General features: G+C 69.9%; 24 protein-coding genes. 16 read left to right on the forward strand and 8 right to left on the reverse strand.

The window, feature by feature from the left end; all coding sequences use genetic code 11:
• The first annotated feature begins 6 nt into the window (after positions 1-6).
• The 3 genes from ACIPQB_RS15825 to ACIPQB_RS15835 all read left to right on the forward strand — a co-directional run bounded on the left by ACIPQB_RS15825 (position 7) and on the right by ACIPQB_RS15835 (position 1,766).
• Positions 7-543, forward strand: a complete 537-nt coding sequence (locus ACIPQB_RS15825; RefSeq protein ID WP_446486211.1) for a phage tail protein — start codon at positions 7-9, stop codon at positions 541-543.
• A gap of 91 nt (positions 544-634) precedes the next feature.
• Positions 635-1,186: a phage tail protein gene (locus tag ACIPQB_RS15830; protein ID WP_446486212.1), complete on the forward strand. Its 552-nt coding sequence runs from the start codon at positions 635-637 to the stop codon at positions 1,184-1,186.
• Positions 1,187-1,220: 34 nt separating this feature from the next.
• On the forward strand, positions 1,221-1,766 hold the full coding sequence (locus ACIPQB_RS15835) for a phage tail protein (protein WP_446486213.1): 546 nt from the start codon (positions 1,221-1,223) through the stop codon (positions 1,764-1,766).
• A gap of 22 nt (positions 1,767-1,788) precedes the next feature.
• On the opposite strand, the gene ACIPQB_RS15840 is transcribed toward ACIPQB_RS15835, so the two are convergent.
• Entirely contained in the window at positions 1,789-2,100 is a 312-nt protein-coding gene (locus tag ACIPQB_RS15840; protein ID WP_446486214.1) for a DUF6916 family protein, read from the reverse strand.
• Positions 2,101-2,174: 74 nt separating this feature from the next.
• On the opposite strand from ACIPQB_RS15840, the gene ACIPQB_RS15845 reads away from it, so the two are divergent.
• The 7 genes from ACIPQB_RS15845 (at position 2,175) to ACIPQB_RS15875 (ending at position 9,294) form a co-directional block, all read left to right on the forward strand.
• Entirely contained in the window at positions 2,175-2,699 is a 525-nt protein-coding gene (locus ACIPQB_RS15845) for a GNAT family N-acetyltransferase (RefSeq protein WP_446486215.1), read from the forward strand.
• On the forward strand, positions 2,699-3,661 hold the full coding sequence (locus ACIPQB_RS15850; protein ID WP_446486216.1) for a Gfo/Idh/MocA family protein: 963 nt from the start codon (positions 2,699-2,701) through the stop codon (positions 3,659-3,661). The genes ACIPQB_RS15845 and ACIPQB_RS15850 overlap by 1 nt, the downstream gene beginning before the upstream one ends.
• A 241-nt stretch (positions 3,662-3,902) precedes the next feature.
• Positions 3,903-5,261, forward strand: coding sequence for a nucleotide sugar dehydrogenase (locus tag ACIPQB_RS15855; RefSeq protein ID WP_446486217.1), 1,359 nt, complete (start codon positions 3,903-3,905; stop codon positions 5,259-5,261).
• A gap of 1 nt (position 5,262) precedes the next feature.
• Positions 5,263-5,916, forward strand: coding sequence for an acyltransferase (locus tag ACIPQB_RS15860; protein WP_446486218.1), 654 nt, complete (start codon positions 5,263-5,265; stop codon positions 5,914-5,916).
• Complete coding sequence (locus ACIPQB_RS15865) at positions 5,913-6,845, forward strand: NAD-dependent epimerase/dehydratase family protein (RefSeq protein ID WP_446486219.1); 933 nt, start codon at positions 5,913-5,915, stop codon at positions 6,843-6,845. Before ACIPQB_RS15860 ends, ACIPQB_RS15865 begins: the two co-directional genes overlap by 4 nt.
• On the forward strand, positions 6,842-7,927 hold the full coding sequence (gene wecB, locus ACIPQB_RS15870; protein ID WP_446486220.1) for a non-hydrolyzing UDP-N-acetylglucosamine 2-epimerase: 1,086 nt from the start codon (positions 6,842-6,844) through the stop codon (positions 7,925-7,927). Before ACIPQB_RS15865 ends, wecB begins: the two co-directional genes overlap by 4 nt.
• Positions 7,924-9,294, forward strand: coding sequence for a hypothetical protein (locus ACIPQB_RS15875; RefSeq protein WP_446486221.1), 1,371 nt, complete (start codon positions 7,924-7,926; stop codon positions 9,292-9,294). The genes wecB and ACIPQB_RS15875 overlap by 4 nt, the downstream gene beginning before the upstream one ends.
• A 170-nt stretch (positions 9,295-9,464) precedes the next feature.
• Here the strand turns inward: ACIPQB_RS15875 and ACIPQB_RS15880 are convergent, their stop codons facing one another.
• The 3 genes from ACIPQB_RS15880 to ACIPQB_RS15890 form a co-directional block, all read right to left on the reverse strand.
• The gene (locus ACIPQB_RS15880; RefSeq protein ID WP_446486222.1) at positions 9,465-9,635 is read right to left on the reverse strand and encodes a hypothetical protein; all 171 of its coding nucleotides are present in this window, start codon (positions 9,633-9,635) and stop codon (positions 9,465-9,467) included.
• Positions 9,632-10,729, reverse strand: a complete 1,098-nt coding sequence (locus ACIPQB_RS15885) for a hypothetical protein (RefSeq protein WP_446486223.1) — start codon at positions 10,727-10,729, stop codon at positions 9,632-9,634. Before ACIPQB_RS15885 ends, ACIPQB_RS15880 begins: the two co-directional genes overlap by 4 nt.
• Positions 10,730-10,833: 104 nt before the next feature.
• Entirely contained in the window at positions 10,834-11,922 is a 1,089-nt protein-coding gene (locus tag ACIPQB_RS15890; protein WP_446486224.1) for a helix-turn-helix domain-containing protein, read from the reverse strand.
• Positions 11,923-12,243: 321 nt separating this feature from the next.
• Between ACIPQB_RS15890 and ACIPQB_RS15895 the strand changes: the two genes are divergently transcribed.
• A complete protein-coding gene (locus ACIPQB_RS15895) occupies positions 12,244-12,735 on the forward strand; it encodes a hypothetical protein (protein WP_446486225.1) in 492 nt (163 codons plus the stop codon).
• A gap of 140 nt (positions 12,736-12,875) precedes the next feature.
• Here ACIPQB_RS15895 and ACIPQB_RS15900 read toward each other — a convergent pair whose 3' ends face one another.
• Positions 12,876-14,549 carry an MFS transporter gene (locus ACIPQB_RS15900; RefSeq protein WP_446486226.1) on the reverse strand — a complete coding sequence of 558 codons (1,674 nt, stop codon included), beginning with the start codon at positions 14,547-14,549 and terminating at the stop codon, positions 12,876-12,878.
• 172 nt (positions 14,550-14,721) lie between these two features.
• Here ACIPQB_RS15900 and corA point away from each other — a divergent pair, with 172 nt between their 5' ends.
• The gene (gene corA, locus ACIPQB_RS15905; RefSeq protein WP_446486227.1) at positions 14,722-15,690 is read left to right on the forward strand and encodes a magnesium/cobalt transporter CorA; all 969 of its coding nucleotides are present in this window, start codon (positions 14,722-14,724) and stop codon (positions 15,688-15,690) included.
• Positions 15,691-15,910: 220 nt separating this feature from the next.
• Here corA and ACIPQB_RS15910 read toward each other — a convergent pair whose 3' ends face one another.
• Entirely contained in the window at positions 15,911-16,138 is a 228-nt protein-coding gene (locus tag ACIPQB_RS15910; RefSeq protein ID WP_446486228.1) for a hypothetical protein, read from the reverse strand.
• Positions 16,139-16,540: 402 nt separating this feature from the next.
• Complete coding sequence (locus tag ACIPQB_RS15915) at positions 16,541-17,170, reverse strand: TetR/AcrR family transcriptional regulator (protein ID WP_446486229.1); 630 nt, start codon at positions 17,168-17,170, stop codon at positions 16,541-16,543.
• Between the two features lie 374 nt (positions 17,171-17,544).
• Here ACIPQB_RS15915 and ACIPQB_RS15920 point away from each other — a divergent pair, with 374 nt between their 5' ends.
• From ACIPQB_RS15920 to ACIPQB_RS15935, 4 genes are all read left to right on the forward strand, one after another.
• Positions 17,545-18,729, forward strand: coding sequence for an efflux RND transporter periplasmic adaptor subunit (locus tag ACIPQB_RS15920; protein WP_446486230.1), 1,185 nt, complete (start codon positions 17,545-17,547; stop codon positions 18,727-18,729).
• 153 nt (positions 18,730-18,882) lie between these two features.
• Complete coding sequence (locus ACIPQB_RS15925; protein ID WP_446486231.1) at positions 18,883-22,059, forward strand: efflux RND transporter permease subunit; 3,177 nt, start codon at positions 18,883-18,885, stop codon at positions 22,057-22,059.
• 170 nt (positions 22,060-22,229) lie between these two features.
• On the forward strand, positions 22,230-23,630 hold the full coding sequence (locus ACIPQB_RS15930) for an efflux transporter outer membrane subunit (protein WP_446486232.1): 1,401 nt from the start codon (positions 22,230-22,232) through the stop codon (positions 23,628-23,630).
• A gap of 436 nt (positions 23,631-24,066) precedes the next feature.
• Positions 24,067-24,486 (forward strand): hypothetical protein, encoded by a 420-nt coding sequence (locus ACIPQB_RS15935; RefSeq protein WP_446486233.1) that lies wholly within the window; start codon positions 24,067-24,069, stop codon positions 24,484-24,486.
• Positions 24,487-24,489: 3 nt separating this feature from the next.
• Here the strand turns inward: ACIPQB_RS15935 and ACIPQB_RS15940 are convergent, their stop codons facing one another.
• Positions 24,490-24,741 carry a hypothetical protein gene (locus ACIPQB_RS15940; RefSeq protein WP_446486234.1) on the reverse strand — a complete coding sequence of 84 codons (252 nt, stop codon included), beginning with the start codon at positions 24,739-24,741 and terminating at the stop codon, positions 24,490-24,492.
• Positions 24,742-24,957: the final 216 nt, after the last annotated feature.

A 24,957-nucleotide genomic window follows, 5' to 3' on the forward strand; every position in this document is an offset into this window, starting at 1 on the left:
CCGAACATGAGTCAGCCCTATATCGGTGAGATCCGGATCTTCGCGGGCAACTTCCCGCCGGCCGGATGGGCGTTCTGCGACGGGCAGCTGATGCCCATTTCCGAGAACGACACCCTGTTCAACCTGATCGGCACCACCTATGGCGGCGACGGCCAGGAGACCTTCGGCATCCCCGACCTGCGCGGCCGGGTTCCGGTCCACCAGGGCACGAGCGCCGGGGTGACCTATGTCATCGGCGAGAGCGCCGGGGTCGAGACCGTGACCCTGACCAGCAACCAGATGCCGATCCACACCCACGCCCTGATCTCGACGGCGACGCCGGCTTCCGTGGACAAGCCCAGCGGCCAGTCGATCTTCGCCGACATGGGTCCCGCCGGCGTCAATCTCAACGCCTTCGTCCCCTACGACGGGACCAACCAGGTGGCGCTGGCGGCCGCCTCGGTCAGCATCACCGGCGGCAACCAGCCGCATGAGAACATCCAGCCCTATCTGGGCCTCAACTTCATCATCTCGCTCTTCGGGATTTACCCGTCGCAGAACTAGAGCATCGCGCGGAAAAGCGGCGGCCGGCTGGCGATGCGAAAGCAGGGACCTGGCGCTCGGCGCCCCGAAGATCTTCAGGAGCATCAAAGAGATGACTGATCAATTCGTCGCCGAGATCCGGGTCTTCGGCTTCAACTTCGCGCCGACGGGGTGGGCGCAGTGCAATGGCCAGCTGCTGCCGATCTCGCAGAACACGGCGCTGTTCTCGCTGCTGGGCACCACCTATGGCGGCGACGGCAGGTCGACCTTCGCCCTGCCGGACCTGATGGGCAACGTCCCCCTGCATGTCGGCCGCAACCAGCCGGGTCCCGGGCTGTCGGTCTACGACCTGGGACAGATGTCCGGCGCCCAGAACGTGACCCTGCTGCAGACCGAGATGCCCGCGCACACCCACACGCCGATGGCGGCCTCAACGGTCGCGACCGTCACCGCCTCGTCGGGCAACCAGATGGCCAGGGCCTTCAAGGGCAATCTCCAGTCGTCCAGCTCGGGCCTGTTCTACAGCGCCGCCCCGCCCAACACGATGATGGCCCCCCAGGCCATCGGCCCCCAGGGCGGCGGCCTGCCCCACAACAACGTCATGCCGACGCTGGTGCTGAACTACTGCATCGCGCTGCAGGGCGTCTTCCCCGCCCGCAACTGAGCCCTATCCCGTCGATCAAAAAGGAGCATTACCCATGGGCACCCCCTTTATGGGCGAGTTGCGGATCATGTCCTTCAACTTCGCGCCGAAATACTGGGCGCAATGCAATGGCCAGCTCCTGCCGATCAACCAGAACCAGGCGCTGTTCTCGCTGCTGGGCACCATGTACGGCGGCAACGGCCAGACCACCTTCGCCCTGCCCGACCTGCGCACCCGCGTTCCGGCCCATGTCGGCCAGGGCTGGGTCCAGGGCGAGGTGCTGGGCGAGTACAATCACACCCTCGTCAACTCGGAAATGCCGCAGCACCTGCACTTCCTGCTGGCCGACGCCACCACGGCGGCGACCAGCAACAGCGCCACGCCGACCGCCGGGGCCAGCTTCGGCCAGACCATCGGCAAACCCAGCCAAGGCGCCAACTTCACCTACAACATGTACAGCAACACCATCAGCAACCTGACCGCCGAGGCGCCGGCCGCCCTGGCCAACGCCGGCGGCGGCCAGCCGCACCAGAACACCCAGCCGTTCCTGACCCTGAACATCTGCATCGCCCTGCAGGGCGTCTTCCCGTCCCGGAACTAGGCTGGAGCGGGTGGGCGTGGTGCTAGTTGAACACCGCCTGGTAGTCCTGGCGTCCCGCGGCCGGCGTGTGGACCGGGATCAGGTACAGCCCATAGGCGGTTCCGTCCTCCGGGACGATCGTGTGCAGGCCCTCGGCGAGGACGTCGCCGGGCGGACCGCTGAACAGCAGGGTGAACGGGGTCAAGCCCATGTCCTGGTGCCAGGGCTGCGGCGGCGGCCGATCGACCTGGTTCAGGGTCAGCACGTGCCAGCCGCCCTGAATCCGGAACGCCTGGCCGACATGTCGGGCGAAGAGGTCGGCGGTCAGGGCGGCGGGTTCGGCGGTCAGGGTCATGGCGATCCTCGGGATTCCATCGGGGCTTGGCCGTCATGACGGTTTCGCCACTTGAACGCGAAGACCTTCCCACGATGCAGCTGCAGGCGGCAAGCGCCGACCTGCCGCTTCCCGGTTTCGCCCTGCGTCCCGAGGCCCCCGCCGACGCGGCCTTCCGCCTGGCGCTGTTTCGGACCTCGCGCGGCCCCGGCTGGGACCAGCTCCGGCTGCCGCCCGACCTGCTGGCGCGGATCATGGAACAGCAGTTCCACGCCCAGACCCAGGGCTACCGCGCGGCCTATCCCGCCGCCCGGCTCGAGATCGTCACGGTCGGCGACGACAAGCCGGTCGGGCGGCTGGCGACGGACCTTGGCGCCGACGCCCTGCACCTGGTCGACATCGCCCTGGTCCCGGACTGGCGCGGCCGCGGCCTGGGCGGGGCGATCCTGCGACGGCTGATCGGCGAGGCCGAGGCCCGGGGCCTGCCGCTGACCCTGCAGGTGGCGTGCGACAATCTCAGGGCCCAGCGGCTCTACCGGCGCCTGGGCCTGGAGCCGACCACGGCCGACGCCACCCACCTGACCATGCGCTGGCGCCCGGCGCCGCCGGAGCCGGCCTGATGCACGTCGCCGTCGTCGGCTGCGGGGCCTGGGGCCTGAACCTGGTCCGGACCTGCGCCGAACTGGGCGTGCTGGGAGCCGTGGTCGACGCCGACCCGGCCGCCGCCCAGCGCCAGGCCGCCGCCTGGGCGGTCCCCGCCCTCTCCCTGCAGCAGGCGCTGGAGGAGGCGCGCCTCGACGCGGTGATCGTCGCCACCCCGGCCACGACCCACGCCGCCATCTGCCGCCAGGCCCTGGACCACGGCAAGGACGTCTTCGTCGAAAAGCCCCTGGCCCTCGACCTGGCCGAAGCCCAGGTCCTGGCCGCCGCCGTCCGGCGCTCGGACCGGGTGGTCATGGTCGGCCACCTGCTGCGCTATCACCCGGCCTTCGAGGCGCTGGCGGCCATCGTCGCCGGCGGCGAGATCGGGGCCCTGCGCCTTGTCACCGCCTCGCGCCTGAGCCTGGGTCGGGTCCGGGTCCATGAGAACGCCTTCCTCAGCCTGTCGCCGCACGACGTCTCGATGATCCTGGCCCTGGCCGGCGCGGCGCCCGACCGGGTGGACGCCGTCGGCCGGGCCTTCATCACCCCCGGCGTGGTCGACGAGGCCCAGGTCGATCTGGGCTTCGCCTCCGGCCTCCACGCCCACCTGGCGGCCAGTTGGCTCAGCCCGTTCAAGGAGCAGAGGCTGGTGGTGGTGGGCGAGACCGGGGCCCTGGTGTTCGACGACGTCCGCCCCTGGCCCGAGAAGCTGATGCGGCGCGACCACGCCGTGACGACGACCGCCGCTGGGCCGATCGCCGCCGGCGGCGAACCGCGTTTCCTCGACTTGGCCGTCGAACCGCCCCTGACCCGAGAAATCCGCCACTTCGTCGAGTGTTGCCGCAACAGGACCACGCCTTTGACGGGTATCGATGAAGCACTTCGCGTCCAGGGGGTTCTGGAGCGAGCGCAATCTATACTTCAGAGATCGACAACCTAAACCATCAGCTGTGCCATGACGGTGCGCCTCGACCTTTCGGGCAGTCCACGACAGCATTCTTATATTGCCCATTTTCAAGATGTCACATCATCCAATATTTTACATATCGAAGACAAGTCCTGGCAATTCGAAATCATCTTCAAATAGACGCCGCTTGCCTAAACCTTTTCGAAGAGTAGGCTTCCATGAGGTCGACCGACAGATCCACCGCCACCAAGAGCGACCGGAGCGAAACGGATCAATGAACGTCCACGCGCCGCTGTCTCCACTGGTCAGCCCCGAATCCGAGGCGCCGAGCTTTCAAGGCCTGATCCGCAGGATCCAGGCGCGCGAGGCGGTGATCGGCGTGGTCGGCATGGGCTATGTCGGCCTGCCGCTGTCGGAGGCCTTCGCCACGGCCGGCTTTCCGGTGCTGGGCTTCGACCTCGACGCCGCCCGGCTGTCGGCCCTGCGGCGCGGGATCTCCTATCTGGGCCATTTCGCCGATGCGCGGGTGGCGGCGATGCGGGCCCGGGGCTTCGCCGCCACCGCCGCGCCCGAGGGGCTGGCCCGGGCCGACGCCATCCTGATCTGCGTGCCGACCCCGATCACCTCGCACCGCGCGCCCGACCTCAGCCACGTGGTCGAGGCCGCCGAGACCCTGGCCGGCGTGCTGCGCCCCGGCCAATTGGTGGTGCTGGAATCGACGACCTTTCCCGGCGCCACCGCCGAGGTGCTCAAGCCGATCCTCGAGCGCGGCGGCCTGAGGGCCGGTTGCGACTTCGCCCTGGCCTATTCGCCCGAGCGCGAGGACCCCGGCAACCGCGCCTTCACCACCGCCTCGATCCCCAAGATCGTCGGCGCCGACAGCGAGCCCGAGCGCCGGGCCGCCTGCGCCCTCTACGACGCCATCACCACCACGGTGCCGGTCCGCGACACCCGCACCGCCGAGGCGGTCAAGTTGACCGAGAACGTCTTCCGCTTCGTCAACATCGCCCTGGTCAACGAGCTGAAGGTGTCGTTCGACGCCCTGGGCGTCGACATCTGGGAGGTGATCCAGGCCGCCCAGACCAAGCCGTTCGGCTACATGCCGTTCTTCCCCGGCCCCGGGATCGGCGGCCACTGCATCCCGATCGACCCGTTCTACCTGGCCTGGCGGGCCAAGGCCGAGGGGGCCAGCCTGCGGATGGTCGAACTGGCCGGCGAGATCGCGCGGGCCATGCCCGGCCGGGTGGTCGAGCGCACCCTGCAGGCCCTGGCCGAACGCGGCCGCTCGCCGGTCGGGGCCCACGTCCTGGTGGTCGGCGCCGCCTACAAGCGCAATGTCGACGACACCCGCGAAACCCCGGCCCGCGACATCATCGAGATCCTGCGCAGCCACGGCGCCCGGGTCAGCTATCACGACCCCCTGGCCCCCGAGCTGCTGGTCGGCGACACCCTGATGGCCTCGATCGCCCTGGGGCGCGACGCCCTGGCCGGCTTCGACTGCGCCATCATCGTCACCGACCACGACGGCGTCGACTATGAGCGGCTGGTCCGCGAGACGCCGCTGGTGATCGACACCCGCAACGCCACCGCCCGGGTCGATCCGGCCCTGGCCGGCAAGATCGTCAGGGCCTGAGATGGACGCCCGCGATCCCCCGCGCGAACCGGCCTGGGTCCACCCCCTGGCCGAGGTCGAGCCCGGCGCGGCGCTGGGCCCGGGCACCAAGGTCTGGCGCTTCAGCCACGTGGCGGCCGGGGCCCGGGTCGGCGCCGACTGCGTGATCGGCCAGAACGTCGCCATCGGCCCCGGCGCCGTGGTCGGCGACCGCTGCAAGGTGCAGAACAATGTCAGCCTCTATGCCGGGGTGGTGCTGGAGGACGGGGTGTTCTGCGGCCCCAGCTGCGTGTTCACCAATGTGACGACGCCGCGGGCCGAGATCGACCGCAGGGCCGAGTTCCGGCCCACCCGGGTCGGCCGCGGCGCGACGATCGGGGCCAACGCCACCATCGTCTGTGGCCACATGCTGGGCCCCTGGTGCCTGGTCGCGGCCGGGGCGGTGGTCACCCGCGACGTTCCCGCCTTCGCTCTGATGGCCGGCGTGCCGGCTCGCCGGGTCGGCTGGGTCAGCCACGCCGGCGAGGTGCTGGGCGCGGACCTGGTCTGCCCGCGCACCGGCGATCGCTACGCCGAGCGGCCCATGGGCGCTGAAGTCGGCCTGCGGCGGGTGATCAACCTGTCGGGCTTCGGCGACGAGGACCTTTCCGAACAACCGTCGGCGAGCGTCGGATGAAACGAGCCCTGGTGATCGGATCGGAAGGCAATATCGGCAGGCCCCTGGCGGCCCACCTGCGGGCCGACGGCTGGGCGGTGCTGTGCGCCGACATCAAGCCCGGCTGGCGCAAGGGCTATCTGCAGGTCGACATCAACCAGCCGGCCGACCTGATCCCGACCCTGCGCTGGAAGCCGGACGTGATCTTCGCCCTGGCCGCCGTGGTCAGCCGGGTGACCTGCGAGCAGGCCTCCAGCCTGGCGGTCGCCACCAATCTCGGCGGGCTGAACAACGTCATCCTGCTGGCCCAGGCCGCCGACGCCCGGCTGGTCTATTTTTCGACCTCGGAGGTCTATGGCCCGGCCGACGGGCCGATGGACGAGGCGGCGACGGTTCCGCGGCCCAACAACCGCTACGGCCTGACCAAGCTGCTGGGCGAGCAGCTGGTCGACTACGAGGCGGCCCAGCACGGCCTGCGGGCCGTGACCCTGCGGCCGTTCATGATCTATGACGAGAACGAGGACTTCGGCGACCACCGCTCGGCGATGATCCGCTTCGCCCATGACCTGGCCCGCGGCCGGCCGATCGAGGTGCATCGGGGAAGCGCCCGCGGCTGGCTGCACGTCTCCGACGCCGTGCGGGCGATCGAGGCCGCCGCCGGGCTCGAGGACCACGCGGTGATCAATATCGGCCACCCCGACGTCGCGCCGATCGAGGCCCTGGCCGAGGGCCTGCGGGCCCGGCTCGACGCCTCGCCCAGCCTGGTTACCCTGCACGACCTGCCGGCCCGGATGACCGCCGCCAAGCGGCCCAGCCTGGAGCGGATGCGCGACCTGCTGGGCGTGACGCCGGAGGTATCTCTGGACGAGGGCCTCGACCGGGTCGTGGCGCGGGTGCGGGCCCGGCTGGCCCAGGTCCAGGCGGAGTCCCAGACCCGGGCCCCCGCATGACCGCCCGCCTGCTGACCGTGGTCGGGGCCCGGCCTCAGTTCGTCAAGGCCATGCCGGTCAGCCGCGCCATCCGCCGCATGCCCGGCCTGGACGAGGTGATGGTCCATACCGGCCAGCATCATGACTCGGCCCTGTCGGCGGCGTTCTTCGCGGCCCTGGACCTGCCGGCTCCCGCCGAGAACCTGGGGATCCACGGCGGCTCGCACGGCGAGATGACCGGCCGGATGCTGGCGGCCCTGGACGGCGTCATCGCCCGTCACGCCCCCGACCTGGTCATCGTCTATGGCGACACCAACTCGACCCTGGCCGGGGCCCTGGCCGCCGCCAAGGCCGGCGTGCCGGTGGCCCATGTCGAGGCCGGGCTGCGGGTCTTCGATCGTTCGATGCCGGAGGAGACCAACCGCGTCGTCGTCGACCATCTGAGCCGGCTGCTGTTCGCGCCGACCCGGACCGCCGTCGCCAACCTGGCGCGCGAGGGCCTGGTCGAGGGCGTGCTGCAGGTCGGCGACGTCATGCAGGACGCGGTGCTGGCCATGGCCGCCATGCCGCAGTCGGAGCCGGGCGTGCTGCAACGCCTGAGCCTAGTCCCGGACACCTATGCGGTGGCCACCCTGCACCGGGCCGCGACCACCGACGACGCCGCCAACCTGGCCGCCGCCATCGGCTACCTGCGCGCCCGTGCAGCCGCGCTGCCGGTGGTGCTGCCGCTCCACCCCCGCACCCGGGCCGCGGCGGCCCGCTTCGGCGTCGACCTGTCGGGACTGATGATGATCGAGCCCCTGGGCCCGCTCGACATGCAGCGCCTGCTGGCCGGCTGCACGGCGGTGTTCACCGATTCCGGCGGCCTGCAGAAGGAGGCCTATTTCCACCGCAAGCCCTGCGTGACGCTGCGCGACAGCACCGAATGGACCGAGACGATCGAGGCCGGCTGGAACCGCCTGTGGACCGTGGCCGACTACCGCCCGCGCCGAGAGATCTCCGACTACGGCACGGGCGACGCGGCCGAGCGGATCGTCCAGGCGATCGCGCGGTTCCTGGCCGTCGACGCCGCGCCGCGGGTCCTGACCGGAGCCGAGGCATGAAGGACAATAACGAGCCCCCGCCGCCCCTGCCCGGCCACGACGCCCTGGCCCCACGCAGCCGGACCCGGGGCGATCCGGCTCCGGAAGACCGGCCGCTGCGCATCCTGCTGGCCTGCAACTACGACCCGGCCAACGCCGCCACCGTCTGCGACCATATCAACGCCTTCCCGCGCTATTCCCGGCACGAGGTCCATGTGCTGTCCAAGGTCGGCGAGATTTTCGAGGGCCTGGACCTGGCCAACTTCGACGCCGTGGTCGTCCACTACTCCCTGGCCCTGGCGCTGGAGACCTATGTCGGGCCGCGCTCGCGCCGGGCCCTGGCCGCCTTCCCCGGGGCCAAGGCGGTGTTCATCCAGGACGAATACCGCTTCGTGAACGCCACCCTCGCCGCCCTGCAGGCCTGCGGCGTCGACCTGGTCTTCACCTGCCTGGGTCCCGCCGAGGCCGCCCGGGTCTATGGCCCGCTGCGCACCGAGCAGGTGCTGACCGGCTACGTGCCCCATCCCCTGCTCGACTATCCGCCGATCCCGCTGGCGGCGCGGCGGACCATGGTCGGTTATCGCGGCCGCACCTATCCGGCCTGGCACGGCGAGCAGGGCCGCGAGAAGATCCGGATCGGCAAGCTGTTCAAGCGCGACGCCCGGCGCTTCGGCCTGACCACCGACATCGCCTGGTCGGAGCGCAGTCGGCTGTACGGCCGCGATTGGCTGGACTTCATCCGCAACTGCCAGGCGGTGCTGGCGGTCGAGAGCGGGGCCAGCGTCTTCGACTTCGACGGGGCGGTGGCGGCCCGCACCGAAAGCTTCGCGGCCCTGGTCGAGCGCCCGCACCCGATCCCCGGCCTGGGCCGCAAGGCCTCGTACGAGACCCTGCGCGACCGGTTCTTCGCCGGTCGCGAGGACGAGATCGACATCGCCCAGATCTCGCCGCGGGTGTTCGAGGCCATCGCCTTGCGCACCCTGGTCATCGCCTATCCCGGCCGCTATTCGGGCGTCATCCAGCCCTGGCGGCACTATCTGCCGCTGGACAAGGACCACGGCAACATGGCCCAGGTCGCCGCCGTCCTGCGCGAGGTCGAGCAGGTGGCCGAGATCATCACCAACGCCTATGCCGAGGTGGCGCTCAATCCCGCCAATGGCTATGCGGCGATGATCGACCGCTTCGACGCCCTGGTCGCCGATCTGGCGGCCGAGCGGCCGGCCGCGTCGCTGGACCGCTGCGTCGGACCGGCCTTCCGCAAGGCCTTTCCGGTGTCGCTGGTCAGCAATCCCCACGCCTTGCGCCGGCCCGGCCTGCTGCGGCGGATGGCGAGCCGGCTGCTGAGGCCGCTGAGGGCCTGGCGGCGGCTGCGGCGACTGCTGCGTTAGGGTTCCTGGAGCACGTTTTCTTCAAGTTGAATCGCGCTTCTCAAACCCCGTCTCCCCGGCGAAGGCCGGGGCCCAGGTGAAACCCACGAGCCGCTCCGGATGAATCTGGGTCCCGGCCTTCGCCGGGAAGACGGAGGAAGGGCGCGCGCGTCGATCTAAGCCAATACGCTCTAATCGATCCGGATCCGCCGCCGGATCGGCCCGAACCGCGCGACGCCGCGCAGCAGCGCCCGCAGCGGCGGCGGCATGGTCCGCCAGCGGGCCTCGACGACGATCAGCGCCCAGCCGGCCCATTCGCGCAGCCGCAGGCCCAGCAGCAGGCGGCGGGACGGCGCGCTCACGCCAGCACCTGGCGGGTGATTTCGGTGACCGCCGTCCGCCAGCTGTAGCGGCCCGAGGCGACGATCTCGCCATAGGCGCGGTCGGCCATGGCCTGGGCGTGGACCAGGTCGCGGCTGCGGTCGAGGGCCGCCTCGATGTCCGACAGGTCGCGCCGGACCGGCTGGTAGTGGATCCCGGCCTCCAGCACGCCGCTGTAGTCGCCCTCGACCAGCACCTGGAAGGTGCGGGTGACGGCGGCCTCCAGGTGGCGCGGCGACAGGGCCCGCACCTCGCCCGATCCGGTCAGGACGACGGTCGAGGCCGGCGGGGTCCAGCCGGAGCCCGCGACCAACGGGGCGACCTCGTCCATCGGCAGGTCGCCGGCCGGGTCGAGCAGGGACGAGCCGCCCTCGACCCCGGCCACGGCGCGGCTGGCGCCGAGCAGGCGGATCCAGGCGTCGCCGGCCAGCCGCCGTTCGCCGTCGACCGCCACGTCGGCGCGGTGGCCCTCCCGGTCGGCCCAGGCGGCGGCCCGCAGGCCGACCTCGCGCTTCAGGACGCCCATCTCGCCCAGCCAGGCCGGCGCCTGCCAGGCCCGGTAGCTGACCGCGATCGGCCGCCGCGCCAGGTCCGGCGACACCCGCCGCGCCAGCCGGACCAGCGGCGCGTCGATATAGGCCGTCAGGATGCGGCGGATGGCGTAGGGCCGGTCGGCGGCGGGGTAGAGGCTGTCCCACAGGGCCGGCTCGACGGCGGTCAGCAGCAGGTCGATCCGAGCCTCGACGAGGAAGTCGCGCAGGCGCTGGAGGCTGAGGAACTCGTCGAGCGGCGCGGCCACCCGGCGCGCACGCGGCGGGACGGCGGCGACGGCCCGGGCCAGGGCGCCCCAGCCCTTGGGCGCATGGCGGGTCGCCAGGGCGGTGGCGTCGATCAGCACCAGCTCGGGATCCAGGGCGGCGATCCAGGCCGGGTCGAAGGGAAAGCCGATGTTGAAGAACACCACCCGCCCGGGGAAATGGCTCTTCCAGGCGAAGATCCGCTGCCGCTCCCAGCGCCGCATCGGCCACTGCCCGCGCCAGTTGTAGAGGACCACGGCGGTCGGGCGGTTGCGCATGTCTAGCGGTCCAGCCGCCGTGCGAACCGTGGGACCATGACTGCAACCTCAAATCGGGGCGCCCCGCGCGCTCGCCTCAACCTCGACGGCGTCGGCCGTCGCTGTCAACGCCGAAGGCCGCCCTGGACGCGCCGCAGCGTCTCCGACGGGGTCTCGCCGAACATCGTGCGATAGGCGCCGGAGAAGCGGCCCAGCTCCCAGAAGCCGTGGTCCAGCGCCACCTGGGTCACCGTGGTCGGCCGCTCGGCCGCCGCCAGCAGCCGGCCGCGGGCCGCCGACAGGTTCTTCAGGCGCAGATGGGCCTTGGGGCTGACGTCGAGCAGGTCATGAAAAGCGCGATAGAGGGTGCGGCGCGAAATGCCCAGGGCGCCGCACAGCTCGTCGATCTGCACCCCCGGCCCGGCGGCGGCGTCGAGATAGTCCTCGCTGAGCCGGACGATGCGGGCGGCGTTGAGGAAGCCCTGCCGCAGCGGGCCGTCGTCCTCGACCTGGGCCAGGGCGGTCAGTACGCCGTCCAGCAGCGCCTGGCGCACCAGGCTGACCAGGCCGTCGGGCGCCCGGCCGTCCAGGGACCGCAGCATTTCCGAGCATCGCCGCAGCGCGTCGCGGCAGGCCGTTCGCGCCGCCGGCGGCGGCGAATGCACGCCGGCCTCGGCCCACAGGCGCGGATCGATCCGCCCTTGCCACAGCGCGGCGCGACGCGAGATCAGCGCCCAAGGGGCGGTGACCACGGCATAGGCCGTGCGGCCCAGGAAGCGGCCGTCGAGCTCGCCGCCCGGGGGGACGATCAGGATGTCGCCTGCCTCGACCGCGTGTCCCCACTGATTTGCGGTCCCGTCCTGCTCGAGCACGCAGACGAGGCTGAAGGCGTCCTTGGCCAGGGCGCCGCGCACGCGCAGGTCGCCGTCGAAGCCGCCGGCGTCGAGGGCGACGTCGCCGAGCTCTGCCCGCAATTGCCGGCCAGGGCAGGCGCCGGGGGTCAGCTGGGTGACGGTCAGGTCGCGTCCGGGGACGCGCGCCCAGACCTCATGCGGTCCCTGGGTGGCGCGCACCGCCACCGCGGCGCGGACGGGCGATTTCGGCGCCGGAGCGACGAAGGACCGTTCCTCGCGGACCGGGCCGGCGCCGAGATCACGCTGGGGGCGACGACCATCGCCGACGGGCCAGGAATCCGCGAGCCTGTGATCGTCCATGGGCCTCTCCTGGCGAGAAACGGTCCGGCGGCGGGCGGCCTGTCAGCTGACGCCGCTCGCCACGCCCGCAATCGGACCTGAATTCGGAAACCAATGCCAAATACGAGTAGGTTTGAATTGTTACAAATCTTTAAATCGCCAACAAAACCTACATTGAATCTATAGGATAGCTTCACCGTTTCTGTGTTCGCATAGTTAACGCGCCATTATCCATATATACTCAAAATGTCAGCTATAGGGTTAAATTTGGCACTCGGCGCATAGCATTAACGGACGGGGTCGAGAAACCATAAGAGCGGGCTGGGGTTCATGGAGGACTCTATGGTTCTTGGACACTGGAAAGGAACCGGCATCTTTGGGAAGCGGAATCGGCCCCAGGCGGCCGGCGAGGAGAACGACTGGGCCCAGGCCCTGCGCGAGATGAAGGCCGCCCGCGACGGCGAGCGCCGCCAGAGGCGGCAGATCGCCGAGAGCGGCGCGCGCCAGTTGACCCGCGCCCAGGCCGTGCTGCGCGAAGCCGAGCAGCGCCGGCGCGAGGCCGAGGCGGCGCTGCGCCGGGCCCGGCGGATGGCCGCCGTCGGCTGGATGGCGGCCGAGGCCTGCCGCGACATGACCGCCCTGCATGCGGTCGCCGCCCGGGCGCTGACCGCCTCGCGCGAGCGGCTGCACGGCGATCCGCGCACGGTCAGCGAAATCGACTGGGCCCTGGGCGGCCTGAACCAGGCTGAGCGGATGCTCGACCAGGTGACCGCCTATCTCGACGCCCGCGGCGAGTCGGGCCCCGACGCCCACGGCCTGCTGACCCGCGCCTAGAGCCTGCCGGGATCAGATGGAATCATCTGACCCCGATGAACAGGCTCTAGATTCAAACATTTAGAGCGCGTTTGGCGGGCGAAACCGCTCACACTTTCGCCCAACGCGCTCCAAGCGCGGGCCGGCGGGCCGGACGGCCTTCAGGCCTCGATGTCGACGTCCTTGGTTTCCTTCAGGAACAGGATGCCGACCACCGCCGTCACCCCGGCGACCACGATCGGGTACCACAGGCCGTAATAGATGTTGCCGGTGGCCGCGACCATGGCGAAGGCGGTGGTCGGCAGGAAGCCGCCGAACCAGCCGTTGCCGATATGGTAGGGCAGGCTCATCGAGGTGTAGCGGATATTGGTCGGGAACAGCTCGACCAGCATGGCGGCGATCGGGCCGTAGACCATGGTCACATAGAGCACCAGGATGGCCAGGATCGCCACCACCAGCGGCTTATTGATCAGGGCCTCGTCGGCCTTGGCCGGATAGCCGGCGCTGGCCAGGGCCGCGCCCACCTGCTTGTCCCAGGCGGTCTTGCGGGTCTTGAACGCGGCCTTGTCGAGGGTCTGGCCCGGGAACGAGGCGATCACCGTCGCGCCGATCCGCACCTGGGCGACGCTGCCGGCCGGCGCGGCCTGGTTGGTGTAGGTGACGCCGGCCTTGGCGAGGTAGGACTTGGCCAGGTCGCACGAGCGGTTGAACACCGTCTTGCCGATCGGGTCGAACTGGAACGAGCAGTCGGCCGGGTCGGCGACCACCGTCACCGGGGCGCTGGCCGCGGCGGCGGCCAGGCGCGGATTGGCCGCCACAGTCAGGGTCTTGAACAGCGGGAAATAGGTCAGGGCCGCCAGCAGGCAGCCGAGCATGATGATCGGCTTGCGGCCGATGCGGTCCGACAGCCAGCCGAAGACCACGAAGAACGGCGTGCCGATCAGCAGGGCGATGGCGACCAGGCCGTTGGTCACGCCGCCGTCGACCTTGAGCATCTTCTCCAGGAAGAACAGGGCGTAGAACTGGCCGGTGTACCAGACCACCGCCTGACCGGCGGTCAGGCCGACCAGGGCCAGGATGACGATCTTCAGATTGCCCCACTTGGCGAACGAATCGGTCAGCGGCTGCTTGCTGCCCTTGCCCTCGTCGACCATGCGCTGGAACGACGGACTTTCCGACAGCTGCAGGCGGATCCACAGCGACACGCCCAGCAGCAGCACCGAGATCAGGAACGGGATGCGCCAGCCGAACGCCTGGAAGGCGTCGTCGCCGGTCGCCTGGCGGGTCAGCAGGATGACGATCAGGCTGAGGAACAGGCCGAAGGTGGCGGTCACCTGGATGAAGCTGGTGTAGAGGCCGCGGCGTCCGGGGGGCGCGTGCTCGGCCACATAGGTCGCCGCCCCGCCGTATTCGCCGCCCAGGGCCAGGCCCTGGACCAGACGCATCACCACCAGGGCGATCGGCGCGGCGATGCCGATCTGGGCGTAGCTGGGCAGCAGGCCGACCACGAAGGTCGACAGCCCCATCAGCAGCATGGTGACCAGGAAGGTGTTCTTGCGCCCCCACAGGTCGCCCAGCCGGCCGAACACCAGGGCCCCGAACGGCCGCACCGCAAAGCCGGCCGCGAAGGCCAGCAGGGCGAAGATGTAGCCGGTGGTCTCGTTCACCCCAGAGAAGAAGTGCTTGGTGATGTAGGTCGCCAGCGAGCCGTAGAGGTAGAAGTCATACCACTCGAACACCGTGCCGACCGACGACGCCCCGATCACCAGCGCGTCCTTGCGCCCCACCGCGCGGCCGCCCTTGGCGCCGGCGACGGGAATTGCCGCTTCCCCCATACGTCTTCTCTCCCATGCGCCGCTGTCGCGGCGTTCGCCCTGTTGGATGGAGCCCAGCTCCGCCTCGGGTGTTGCGCGCGGGGCGCCCATGCGGCGCAGCCCGTTCGGCCCTAGGGTTGACGAAGGGGAAGCCTCGCGTCAATCGACCAAAGGCATTGCGCAGGAAAACAGCATGAGCGTCGTCGCGGCCTACATCTATCGGGACGGCGTGCGGACCCGCAGCGTCTCGCTCGACGACCCCCAAGCCCTGGCCACCGCGCCCGAGGAGTTCGTCTGGATCGGCCTGTTCGAGCCCAGTCCCGACGAGCTGCAGCGGCTGCAGGGCCGCTTCCGGCTGCACCCCCTGGCGATCGAGGACGCCCTCAACGCCCACCAGAGCCCCAAGGTCGAGGTCTATGGCCGCGAGCTGTTCGTGGTCACCCGCACGGCCCAGCTGGTCGAGGGGGCGATCGTCTATGGCGAAACGGCGATCTTCGTCGGGTCGGGCCATGTGATCACCGTGCGCCACGGCTCGGCCCGCGCCCACACCGAGCTGCGCGAGCAGCTGGAAGCCTCGCCCGGCCTGCTGGCCAAGGGCGCCGACTATGTGCTGCACGCCGTCCTCGACTTCGTGGTCGATGGCTACGTGCCGATCGTCGAGGCGCTGGAGGAGGAGGTGCTGGAGATCGAGCGGCGGGCGCTGGAGGCCTTCCTCAGCCATGCCGAGGTCAAGCGCCTGTTCCAGCTGCGCCGCGACCTGATCCGCTTCAAGCGGGTGCTGAGCCCGATGGCCGAGATGTGCGGTCGGCTGGAGCACCTGGACACCCCCTGCCTGGACGAGGACGTGAAGCCCTATTTCCGCGATGTCCACGACCATGTGCAGCGGGTCGAGAGCCGGGTCGACGCCCTGCGCGAGGTGATCACCTCGGTGTTCGAGGCCGCCTCCCTGCTCGAGCAGCAGCGCCAGGGCGAGATCACCCGCAAGCTGGCCGCCTGGGCCGCGATCCTGGCGGTGCCGACCGCCGTGGCCGGGGTCTACGGCATGAACTTCGAGCACATGCCGGAGTTGCGCTGGACCTACGGCTATCCCGCGGCGATGGCGGTGATCGCCGCGATCTGCGGCGTGCTGTGGACGCGGTTCCGGAAGAACGGCTGGCTGTAGGGGGGACGGACGAAAATAGCCTTCCTTCTCCCCTTGCAGGAGAAGGTGGCCTCGCGGAGCGAGGTCGGATGAGGGGTCGCGCCGCCCTGTCCGGCAAGCTTAGAACTCAATCGGCAACCGCCCGTCGACCCCTCATCCGTCGGCTACGCCGACACCTTCTCCCGCAAGGGGAGAAGGGGATCGAGGCAGTCGCGAAGCGATGGAGGCCTCAGCGTCACCGTCAGCTCGCCCAGCCGCCGGCGGGATGCAGGAACCGCCCGGCCTCGGCGCCGTCGCGCAGGAACACCCGCACCTCGACGCTGCGTCCGGACGCAGCCAGGCGGCTGGCCAGGTCGCGGGCGGCGGCTTCGGCGCGGCCGCCGCGTTCGAAGGTGAGATCGGCCTCCAGGGCCTCGGAACGCACGGCCCAGCCTTGCTCGGCGGGGGCGACGGAAATCAGCAGAGCCATGAGGAGCTCCTTTTACGCAAAAACGATAACGGGCGCGGCCTTCCGGCGGCGCGAACGAGCGGGATTTCGGGCGGCGGTCGCCCCCGAAAACATCGAGGTCAGACCGGCATTCGCCCCATGAGGCAGGGTCGACACATCGGATTATAGGCTCGCTTCTTCACAACTATAAGACACTGGTAGGCGAGAAACGCAACTGTCGCGACCCAGAACTCCTGAGCGCGTTTTCAGTTTCTCGGATCGTGGAATGATCTGAACGGGGGGCCAGAAAAACTGGCGCGACTGAATTCCTACTCACTTGATAGGTTTTCAGCGGCGACGCCTTTTCCCTCCCCTTTGGCGGCGCCGGCGCGCGTCGCGCGGATCCAACGGCGGGTTCGCGCGACGCGCTGCAGCCTCCGTCGCCTACTGGTCGAGATAGGCCTTGATCAGCTTCCGGCCGGCGCGGGCCACGGCGCGGACCGGGCCGCCCGGGCCCAGGGTGACCCGGGCGGTGCAGGACCCCTCCATCAGCAGCATCAGGCCGTCGGCGAGGTCGTCGTCGGGGGCCCCGGCCCGGCGGCAGAGGTCCAGCAGCCGCGCGTGGAGCTGCTGCTTGAAGGCCACCGACACCTTCTGGGCCGGGTGGTCGACCTCGTGCAGCTCGATCGCGGCGTTGGACAGCGGGCAGCCATGGATGTCGGCGTCGCAGGCCTTGGTCTCGAAGGCGTCGAAGATCGCCTCCAGCTGGGCCCGCGGGTCGCCGCAGGTGCAGCCGGTGATCTCGTCCCACCAGATCCAGTAGTCGCGTTCCTGCTCGCGCAGCACCTCGGCCACCAGCTCGTCCTTGGACGGGAAGTTGCGGTACAGCGTCATCTTGGTGGCGTCGGCCTCGTGGGCGATCGCCTCGACGCCGACGGCGCGAATGCCATGCTGGTAGAACAGCTCGCGGGCCGTTTCGAAGATCCGGTCACGGGCCGGACGCTTGGACAACGGGACGCAAACCGGCGCCTCCAGGTCGTCCATCTTGCCCCCACCAGAATTTCTCTCAGCCATTTTCACAGCACCTCACCTTGACGTGAGAGTTACCGATCAGTATCTCTCACCGCGTAGATGATACCGAACGGTATCGTCACATCACCTACATCGTTCCAGATGGACGCTACGTCAAGCAACAGCAACTGCGACATTTCATCCTCAACCCAAGATCAACCCCGAACAGGAGCGCGAGCCATGCCCCCGAGCGCGAGCCAAGATGCCGCCCGTCCCGCCACCGCCGCCCGTCCGTGGTTGGCCGCGGCCAAGACCTGGATCGACCGGGCCGCCGGGCCCCGCCGCCGATCGCCCCGGTCGGCCAAGCGCCCCGTCCTCGAATGACCTTCCGATCCGTCTGTTCCTCCCCTCTCCAACGCCCGTTTTCAGGTTTTCCCATGCGTAAGCATCCCGCCCCCGTCCTCAAGTCCTTCGCCGTCCTGGCCGCCGCCGCCGTGCTGGCCGCCTGCACCGCCCAGGCCAAGCCGGAAGCCGCCCCGCCGCCCGCCCAGGTCACCGTCACCGACGTGGCCTTCAAGGACCTGCGCCAGTGGGACGACTTCACCGGCCGCCTGGAAGCCGTCGACACCGTCGACATCCGCCCGCGGGTCAGCGGCTACATCGACGGCGCGCGGTTCGAGGAAGGCGCCCGGGTCCGCAAGGGCCAGGTGCTGTTCCAGATCGACCCGCGCCCCTACCAGGCCGAGGTCAACCGCGCCGCCGCCGAGGTCGATCGCGCCAAGGCCCAGCTGAACCTGGCCACCGTCAACCGCGAGCGCGGCCGCCGGCTGATCGAGCAAAACGCCCTGGCCCAGAGCGAGTTCGACCGGCTTTCAGCCGAGGAGAAGGCCGCGCAGGCCAATCTCGGCGCCGCCAACGCCGCCTACCAGACCGCCCGGCTGAACCTGGAATGGACCCGGGTGGTCTCGCCGATCGACGGTCGGGTCTCCAAGGCGGTGATCACCCGCGGCAACCTGGTCACCCCGTCCGACCTGCTGACCACGGTGGTCTCCGACACCCCGATCTACGCCACCTTCAACGCCGACGAGCAGACCTTCCTGAAATACGCCTCGGCCGAGCGCGGCAAGGCCAGCCCGGTCTATCTGGGCCTGATGACCGAGGACGGCTATCCGCACGTCGGCAAGCTGAAGTTCATCGACAACGCCATGGACGCCAAGAGCGGCACCATCAACGGCCGGGCGATCTTCGACAACCAGGACGGCCGCTTCACGCCGGGGCTGTTCGCCCGCATCCGCCTGGTCAGCGACCAGTCGCAGACGGTGGCCCTGGCCCCCGACCGCGCCGTGGCCACCGACCTGGGCAAGCGCTACGTCGTGGTGGTCGGGCGCGACAACAAGGCCCAGTACCGCCCGGTCGAGATCGGCCCGCTGGCCGGCAACCTGCGCATCATCCGCACGGGCCTGAAGCCCGGCGACCGGGTGGTGGTCGGCGGCCTGCAGAAGGTCAAGCCGGGCGACGCCGTCAACCCGGTGGTGGTCAAGACCGACCTGTCCAGCGACCTCAGCCAGTTCGAGACCGCGCCCCAGCGCGTCGCGATGATCAACAGCGTCGGCCAGAACTGACTTGACCCGTTTCCCCGGCGAAGGCCGGGGCCCAGGTGAAACCCTGCCAAGTCTCAGGATGAATCTGGGTCCCGGCCTTCGCCGGGAAGACGGAATTGAGGAGCCCAAAAAGCTCCTGACGCCCCCTCCTTGCCTCCTCCCCGGACGCCGCCCATGAACTTCTCCAAATTCTTCGTCAGCCGGCCGCGGTTCGCCGCCGTGCTGTCGATCGTCATCTTCATCGCCGGGCTGGTGGCGCTGCCGCGCCTGCCGATCTCGGAATATCCCGAGGTGGTGCCGCCGACCGTGGTCGTGCGCGCCGCCTATCCGGGCGCCAACCCCGCCGTCATCGGCCAGACCGTCGCCGCCCCGCTGGAGCAGGCGATCAACGGCGTCGAGGGCATGATCTACCAGTCGTCGCAGTCGGCGTCGGACGGGGCGATGATCCTGACCGTCACCTTCGCCCTGGGCACCGACCTCGACAAGGCCCAGGTGCAGGTCCAGAACCGCGTCGCCCAGGCCCTGCCGAAACTGCCCCAGGAGGTGCAGCGCATCGGCGTGACCACCGACAAGGCCTCGCCCGACCTGACCCTGGTCGTGCACATGATCTCGCCCAACAACCGCTACGACATGCTCTATCTGAGCAACTACGCGCAGCTGAACGTCCGTGACCGCCTCAAGCGCGTCGACGGCGTGGGCGACGTGCAGATCTTCGGGGCCGGCGCCTACTCCATGCGGGTCTGGCTGGACCCTGAGAAGCTGGCCTCGCTGAACATGACCGCCGGCGACGTGGTCAAGGCCCTGCGCGAGCAGAACGTCCAGGTCGCCGCCGGTCAGCTGGGCGCGCCGCCGACCGACATGGGCTCGGACTTCCAGCTGTCGATCAACGCCCCCGGCCGCCTGACCGACGAGGAGCAGTTCCGCGACGTCATCATCCGCTCGGGCGACAACGGCGAGATCACCCACCTGGGCGACGTGGCCCGGGTCGAGATGGGGGCCAACAACTACGCCCTGCGCAGCCTGCTCGACAACAAGTCGGCCGTGGCCATGCCGATCTTCCAGCGCCCGGGCTCCAACGCCTTGGCCATGGCCGCCGACATCAAGAAGACGATGAAGGAGCTGAAGAAGGAGTTCCCCGAGGGCGTCGACTACGAGATCATCTACGACACCACCGCCTTCGTGCAGGAGAGCATCAACTCGGTCATCCACACCCTGGTCGAGGCGATCATCCTGGTCGTGCTGGTGGTGGTGCTGTTCCTGCAGGGCTGGCGGGCCTCGATCATCCCGCTGATCGCCGTGCCCGTCTCGCTGATCGGCACCTTCGCGGTGCTGCTGATGCTGGGCTTCGGCCTCAACGCCCTGACCCTGTTCGGCCTGGTGCTGGCCATCGGCATCGTCGTCGACGACGCCATCGTCGTGGTCGAGAACGTCGAGCGCAACATATCCAACGGCCTCGAACCGGCGGCGGCCACCCGCAAGGCGATGAGCGAGGTCACCGGGCCGATCATCTCCACGGCCCTGGTGCTGTGCGCGGTGTTCATCCCCACCGCCTTCATCAGCGGCCTGTCGGGCCAGTTCTACCGCCAGTTCGCCCTGACCATCGCCATCTCGACGGTGATCTCGGCCTTCAACTCCCTGACCCTGTCGCCGGCCCTGGCCGCGGTGCTGCTCAAGAGCCACGACGCGCCCAAGGACCGCTTCCAGAAGATCATCGACGCGGCCCTGGGCTGGCTGTTCAACCCGTTCAACCGCTTCTTCGCCAAGGCCTCCAACGGTTACGTCCGCAATGTCGGGCGCACCCTGGGACGATCGACGGCGGGGCTGGTGATCTATGGGGTGCTGCTGGCCCTGACCATCGGCGCCTTCATGAAGACCCCGGGCGGCTTCGTGCCGCAACAGGACAAGGCCTATGTGGTCGCCGTCGTGCAGCTGCCCGACGCGGCCTCGCTGGACCGCACCGAAGCGGTCATCCGCCAGATGAGCGACATCGCCATGAAGGTGCCGGGCATCAAGCACTCGGTGGCCTTCCCCGGCCTGTCGGCCAACGGCTTCATCAACAGCCCCAACTCCGGCGCAGTGTTCTTCCCGCTGTCCGACTTCAAGGACCGTAAGGACAAGTCGATGTCGGCCAACGCCATCGTCGGCCAGCTGAACCAGAAGTTCGGGGCCATTCCCGACGCCCAGATCGCGGTGTTCCCGCCGCCCTCGGTGCAGGGCCTGGGCACGATCGGCGGCTTCCGCATGCAGATCGTCGACCGCGCCGGCCTCGGCCCCGAGGAGCTGAACAAGCAGACCCAGAACCTGATCGACAAGGCCCGCAAGAATCCGGCCCTGGCCGGGGTGTTCTCGACCTACCAGGTCGGGGTGCCGAAGATCGAGGCCAATATCGACCGCCAGAAGGCCCGCGCCTCCGGCGTGTCGCTGACCGACCTCTTCGAGACCATGCAGGTCTATCTGGGCTCGCTGTACGTCAACGACTTCAACCGCTTTGGCCGCACCTACGAGGTCAATGTCCAGGCCGACCAGAAATTCCGCCTGCAACCGGAACAGATGCTGCGCCTGCAGACCCGCAACGCCGCCGGCCAGATGATCCCGCTGGGCGCCTTCGTCAGCTTCAAGGAGGCCACCGGCCCCGACCGCGAGAGCCACTACAACGGCGTGCTCACGGCCGAGATCAACGGCGGCCCGGCCCCCGGCTATTCGACCGGCCAGGCGCAGAAAGCCCTGGAGGACCTGGCCAAGCAGGAGCTGCCCAACGGCATGGGCTACGAGTGGACCGAGCTGACCTACCAGCAGATCCTGGCCGGCAACACGGCGGTCTACATCTTCCCGCTGTGCGTGCTGCTGGCCTTCCTGGTGCTGGTCGCCCAGTACGAGAGCTGGAGCCTGCCGCTGGTGGTCATCCTGATCGTGCCGATGACCCTGCTGTCGGCCCTGGCCGGCGTGCTGCTGACCCATGGCGACAACAACATCTTCACCCAGATCGGGCTGATCGTGCTGGTGGGGCTGGCGTGTAAGAACGCCATCCTGATCGTCGAGTTCGCCAAGGAACGCGAGGAGCACGGCGACACCCCGATGCAGGCGGTGCTGGAGGCCTGCCGCCTGCGGCTGCGGCCGATCCTGATGACCTCGATCGCCTTCATCATGGGCGTGTGGCCGCTGGTCGTCTCCCACGGGGCGGGCGCGGAGATGCGCCGGGCCATGGGCGTGGCGGTGTTCTCCGGCATGCTCGGCGTGACGGTGTTCGGCCTGGTCCTGACCCCGATCTTCTACTTCGTCATCCGCCGCAACACCGCCCGCCGGGCGGCCCTGAAAGCGGCCCGGGCGACTCCGGCCGTGGAGGCGCACTGATGAACGCCGTTTCTTCTCCCCTCCCGTTGGCGGATGGGGGAGGGGCCGGGGGTGGGGGTGACTACGGCGGTGGACGACACGCCGACCTCGCCATCTCCGGAACCGCTTTCACCCCCATCCCCGACCCTTCCCCCATCCGCCGACGGGAAGGGAGACCTCCGAGGTCACCCATGACTGCCTTGAAACTTACCCTGACCATCGGCGCGTCGGCGCTCCTTCTCGCCGCCTGCGCCGTCGGTCCCGACTACAAGACCCCCGTCCAGGCGCCGGTGGTGCTGCAGAACGCCCCGGCCGGCGCCTTCTCGACCGCCAATCCCGAGGCCCAGTGGTGGAAGGCGTTCAACGACCCGGTGCTGGACGGCCTGATCAGCCAGGCCCTGGCCGGCAACCTCGACATCCGCATCGCCGTCGCCCGGGTCGACGAGGCCCGCGCCCTGTTCAAGGACGCCCGCCTGGACCAGCTGCCGCGGGTCACCGCCGACGGGTCCTACGTCAAGAGCGACCAGCAGCAGCCCGGCTCCAACGGCCAGCGGGTCGAGAGCCAGACCTACCAGGCCGGCTTCGACGCCGGCTGGGAGATCGACCTGTTCGGTCGCGTCCGCCGCGGCGTCGAATCGGCCCGGGCCGAGGCCGGGGCCGCCCAGGCCGACCTGCGCGACGCCCAGGTGACCATCGCCGCCGAGGTGGCGCGGAACTATCTGGAACTGCGCGGGGCCCAGGCCCGGCTGGCCGTGGCCAACCGCAACCTCGACACCCAGCGCGAGACCCTGCGCCTGACCAAGGTGCGCTATGACGCCGGGGCCGGCAACCCGATCGACGTCGCCAGCGCCCAGGCCCGGCTCAACGCCACCGAGGCGGCGATCCCGGCCCTGATCACCGCCGAGAAGCGGGCCAACTATCGGCTGTGCGTGCTGGCGGGCAAACGGCCGGGCGAGCTGGACGCGGTCCTGGCCGTCAAGGACGCCGAGGTCACGCCGCTGATCGCCGCCCTGCCGATCGGCGACGCCGCCGACCTGCTGCGCCGCCGTCCCGACGTCCAGGCCGCCGAGCGCCGCCTGGCGGCCCAGACCGCCAAGGTCGGGGTGGCCACCGCCGACCTGTTCCCGCGCGTGCGGGTGACCGGCTTCATCGGCTTCCTGTCGGGCAGCGCCTCGGGCTTCGGCGACAGCGCCAGCCAGGCCTGGTCGGTGGCCCCGTCGGTCACCTGGCCGGCCCTGGACCTCGGCGGCGCCCACCAGCGGCTGAAGGCCCAGGAGGCCCGCAACGACGCGGCCCTGGCCAATTACGACCAGACCGTGCTGGCCGCCCTGGAGGACCTGGAGAACGCCCTGGTCGGTTATCGCCAGCAGCAGGCCCAGCTGGTCAGCCTGACCAGCCAGGCCGCCGCCTCGCGCCGCGCCGCCGAACTGGCCCGCATCCAGTACAAGGAAGGCGGCATCGACTTCCTGGTCCTGCTCGACGCCGAACGCACCCTGCTGGCGGCGGAGGACGCCCTGACCGTCGCCGAGACCGGGGTCAACACCAACGTCGTGGCGATCTACAAGGCGCTGGGCGGGGGGTGGACGTCGTAGGGCGAACGCCGGACACGCCGGGACGCCCCCTCCGTCGGGCTGCGCCCGCCACCTCCCCCGTTGCACGGGGGAGGAGAAGCCGCCCTCTCTCCTCCCTCGCGGAAGCGGGGGAGGTGGCGCGTCGCTAGCAGCGACGTGACGGAGGGGGCGTCCTGCAGTCGCAAAAGTTATCCACAGGGGTTCGCCCTCCCTTCCGTTTCCCCGGCGAAGGCCGGGGTCCAGATTCAGCTCGAGCGCCTGGGATGACGCGCCCGTCGACGGCGCCTGATCCCCGGCCGCCCCGGGCTCGATCTGGACCCCGGCCTTCGCCGGGGAGACGGACTTGATAGGCGCTCTATCCCCGCTCCCGCCGAAACGAACTTCAAGCTAATCAACGGCTTACACGAAAACGCAGGTTTCCGATCCTCACCCTCCAGGATGGCCGCATTCTTGGAGCATGACCCAAGCCCAAGACATCCCCACCTGGTGCCTGAACTTCCAGCTCAAGCTGATGGCCGCCCTCGACGCGACCTGGGCGATCCTGGACACCACCACCGATCCGGCCGCCATCCGCCAGGCCCGCGACAAGGCCAAGGCGATCGGCGAGATGGCCGCCATGGCCCGCAAGGTGGCGCTGATCACGCCGCGTGACCGCGCCAAGCCGTCCGGCCCGACGATGACCGACGCCGCCGCCGCGCGTCTGCACGCCACCCAAAGCGTGGCCGATGTGAGCGCGATGCTGGCGAATGTCCGACGCCCGGCCCCTCTGGAAACCGCCCCTGCGGCGGGCCCGGTCGCGGCGCCCGTGGCGGCGCAGGTGGAACACGCCCGCCGCGCGCTGGACAAGCTCAAGGGCGGGCGACGCGGGCGATTGTAGGGTTCACGAGCCCGCCGCCGCGCTCGCCGCCGAGTAGCGGACGATCAGGTTGGCGAACACGCAGATCGTCAGGCTGAACGCCATGACCATCACGCCGGCGATGCGAAGCGCCGAGGCCACCTCCTCGGACACGCCCCGCTCCCGGTCCGCGCCGCGCCGCCTGAGCGCCCGGAAGACGCCGGGCCTGAAGGCCAGCAGGAACCCCAGGGCGAAGATCACGACGGCCAACAGGTCGATCGCCAACAGTCCGGTCATCGAGGCCTCCATCGGACGCGCGAAGGTTCAATGCCGGACGGGGCGGTTCGGTCGCGCGGGTGGTCAATTCATGCGCGCCGCGGTCTTCTCCTCCCCCGCATCGCGGGGGAGGTGGCGCGATGCGAATACGCATCGTGACGGAGGGGGCGTCGGCCGCCGCCGGGCGGCCCCCGCCGGGGGGGGGGGGGGCGGGCGCCGCCCCACCCCCGGGACAGG

This window comes from Caulobacter sp. LARHSG274 (assembly GCF_052871235.1).

What these genes read in the sequence shown, in the direction of transcription:
- ACIPQB_RS15825 (WP_446486211.1), top strand. Translation starts at nt 7, where the DNA reads ATGAGTCAGCCCTATATCGGTGAGATCCGGATCTTCGCGGGCAACTTC.
- ACIPQB_RS15830 (WP_446486212.1), top strand. Translation starts at nt 635, where the DNA reads ATGACTGATCAATTCGTCGCCGAGATCCGGGTCTTCGGCTTCAACTTC.
- ACIPQB_RS15835 (WP_446486213.1), top strand. Translation starts at nt 1,221, where the DNA reads ATGGGCACCCCCTTTATGGGCGAGTTGCGGATCATGTCCTTCAACTTC.
- ACIPQB_RS15840 (WP_446486214.1), bottom strand. Translation starts at nt 2,100, where the DNA reads ATGACCCTGACCGCCGAACCCGCCGCCCTGACCGCCGACCTCTTCGCC.
- ACIPQB_RS15845 (WP_446486215.1), top strand. Translation starts at nt 2,175, where the DNA reads ATGCAGCTGCAGGCGGCAAGCGCCGACCTGCCGCTTCCCGGTTTCGCC.
- ACIPQB_RS15850 (WP_446486216.1), top strand. Translation starts at nt 2,699, where the DNA reads ATGCACGTCGCCGTCGTCGGCTGCGGGGCCTGGGGCCTGAACCTGGTC.
- ACIPQB_RS15855 (WP_446486217.1), top strand. Translation starts at nt 3,903, where the DNA reads ATGAACGTCCACGCGCCGCTGTCTCCACTGGTCAGCCCCGAATCCGAG.
- ACIPQB_RS15860 (WP_446486218.1), top strand. Translation starts at nt 5,263, where the DNA reads ATGGACGCCCGCGATCCCCCGCGCGAACCGGCCTGGGTCCACCCCCTG.
- ACIPQB_RS15865 (WP_446486219.1), top strand. Translation starts at nt 5,913, where the DNA reads ATGAAACGAGCCCTGGTGATCGGATCGGAAGGCAATATCGGCAGGCCC.
- wecB (WP_446486220.1), top strand. Translation starts at nt 6,842, where the DNA reads ATGACCGCCCGCCTGCTGACCGTGGTCGGGGCCCGGCCTCAGTTCGTC.
- ACIPQB_RS15875 (WP_446486221.1), top strand. Translation starts at nt 7,924, where the DNA reads ATGAAGGACAATAACGAGCCCCCGCCGCCCCTGCCCGGCCACGACGCC.
- ACIPQB_RS15885 (WP_446486223.1), bottom strand. Translation starts at nt 10,729, where the DNA reads ATGCGCAACCGCCCGACCGCCGTGGTCCTCTACAACTGGCGCGGGCAG.
- ACIPQB_RS15890 (WP_446486224.1), bottom strand. Translation starts at nt 11,922, where the DNA reads ATGGACGATCACAGGCTCGCGGATTCCTGGCCCGTCGGCGATGGTCGT.
- ACIPQB_RS15895 (WP_446486225.1), top strand. Translation starts at nt 12,244, where the DNA reads ATGGTTCTTGGACACTGGAAAGGAACCGGCATCTTTGGGAAGCGGAAT.
- ACIPQB_RS15900 (WP_446486226.1), bottom strand. Translation starts at nt 14,549, where the DNA reads ATGGGGGAAGCGGCAATTCCCGTCGCCGGCGCCAAGGGCGGCCGCGCG.
- corA (WP_446486227.1), top strand. Translation starts at nt 14,722, where the DNA reads ATGAGCGTCGTCGCGGCCTACATCTATCGGGACGGCGTGCGGACCCGC.
- ACIPQB_RS15910 (WP_446486228.1), bottom strand. Translation starts at nt 16,138, where the DNA reads ATGGCTCTGCTGATTTCCGTCGCCCCCGCCGAGCAAGGCTGGGCCGTG.
- ACIPQB_RS15915 (WP_446486229.1), bottom strand. Translation starts at nt 17,170, where the DNA reads ATGGCTGAGAGAAATTCTGGTGGGGGCAAGATGGACGACCTGGAGGCG.
- ACIPQB_RS15920 (WP_446486230.1), top strand. Translation starts at nt 17,545, where the DNA reads ATGCGTAAGCATCCCGCCCCCGTCCTCAAGTCCTTCGCCGTCCTGGCC.
- ACIPQB_RS15925 (WP_446486231.1), top strand. Translation starts at nt 18,883, where the DNA reads ATGAACTTCTCCAAATTCTTCGTCAGCCGGCCGCGGTTCGCCGCCGTG.
- ACIPQB_RS15930 (WP_446486232.1), top strand. Translation starts at nt 22,230, where the DNA reads ATGACTGCCTTGAAACTTACCCTGACCATCGGCGCGTCGGCGCTCCTT.
- ACIPQB_RS15935 (WP_446486233.1), top strand. Translation starts at nt 24,067, where the DNA reads ATGACCCAAGCCCAAGACATCCCCACCTGGTGCCTGAACTTCCAGCTC.
- ACIPQB_RS15940 (WP_446486234.1), bottom strand. Translation starts at nt 24,741, where the DNA reads ATGACCGGACTGTTGGCGATCGACCTGTTGGCCGTCGTGATCTTCGCC.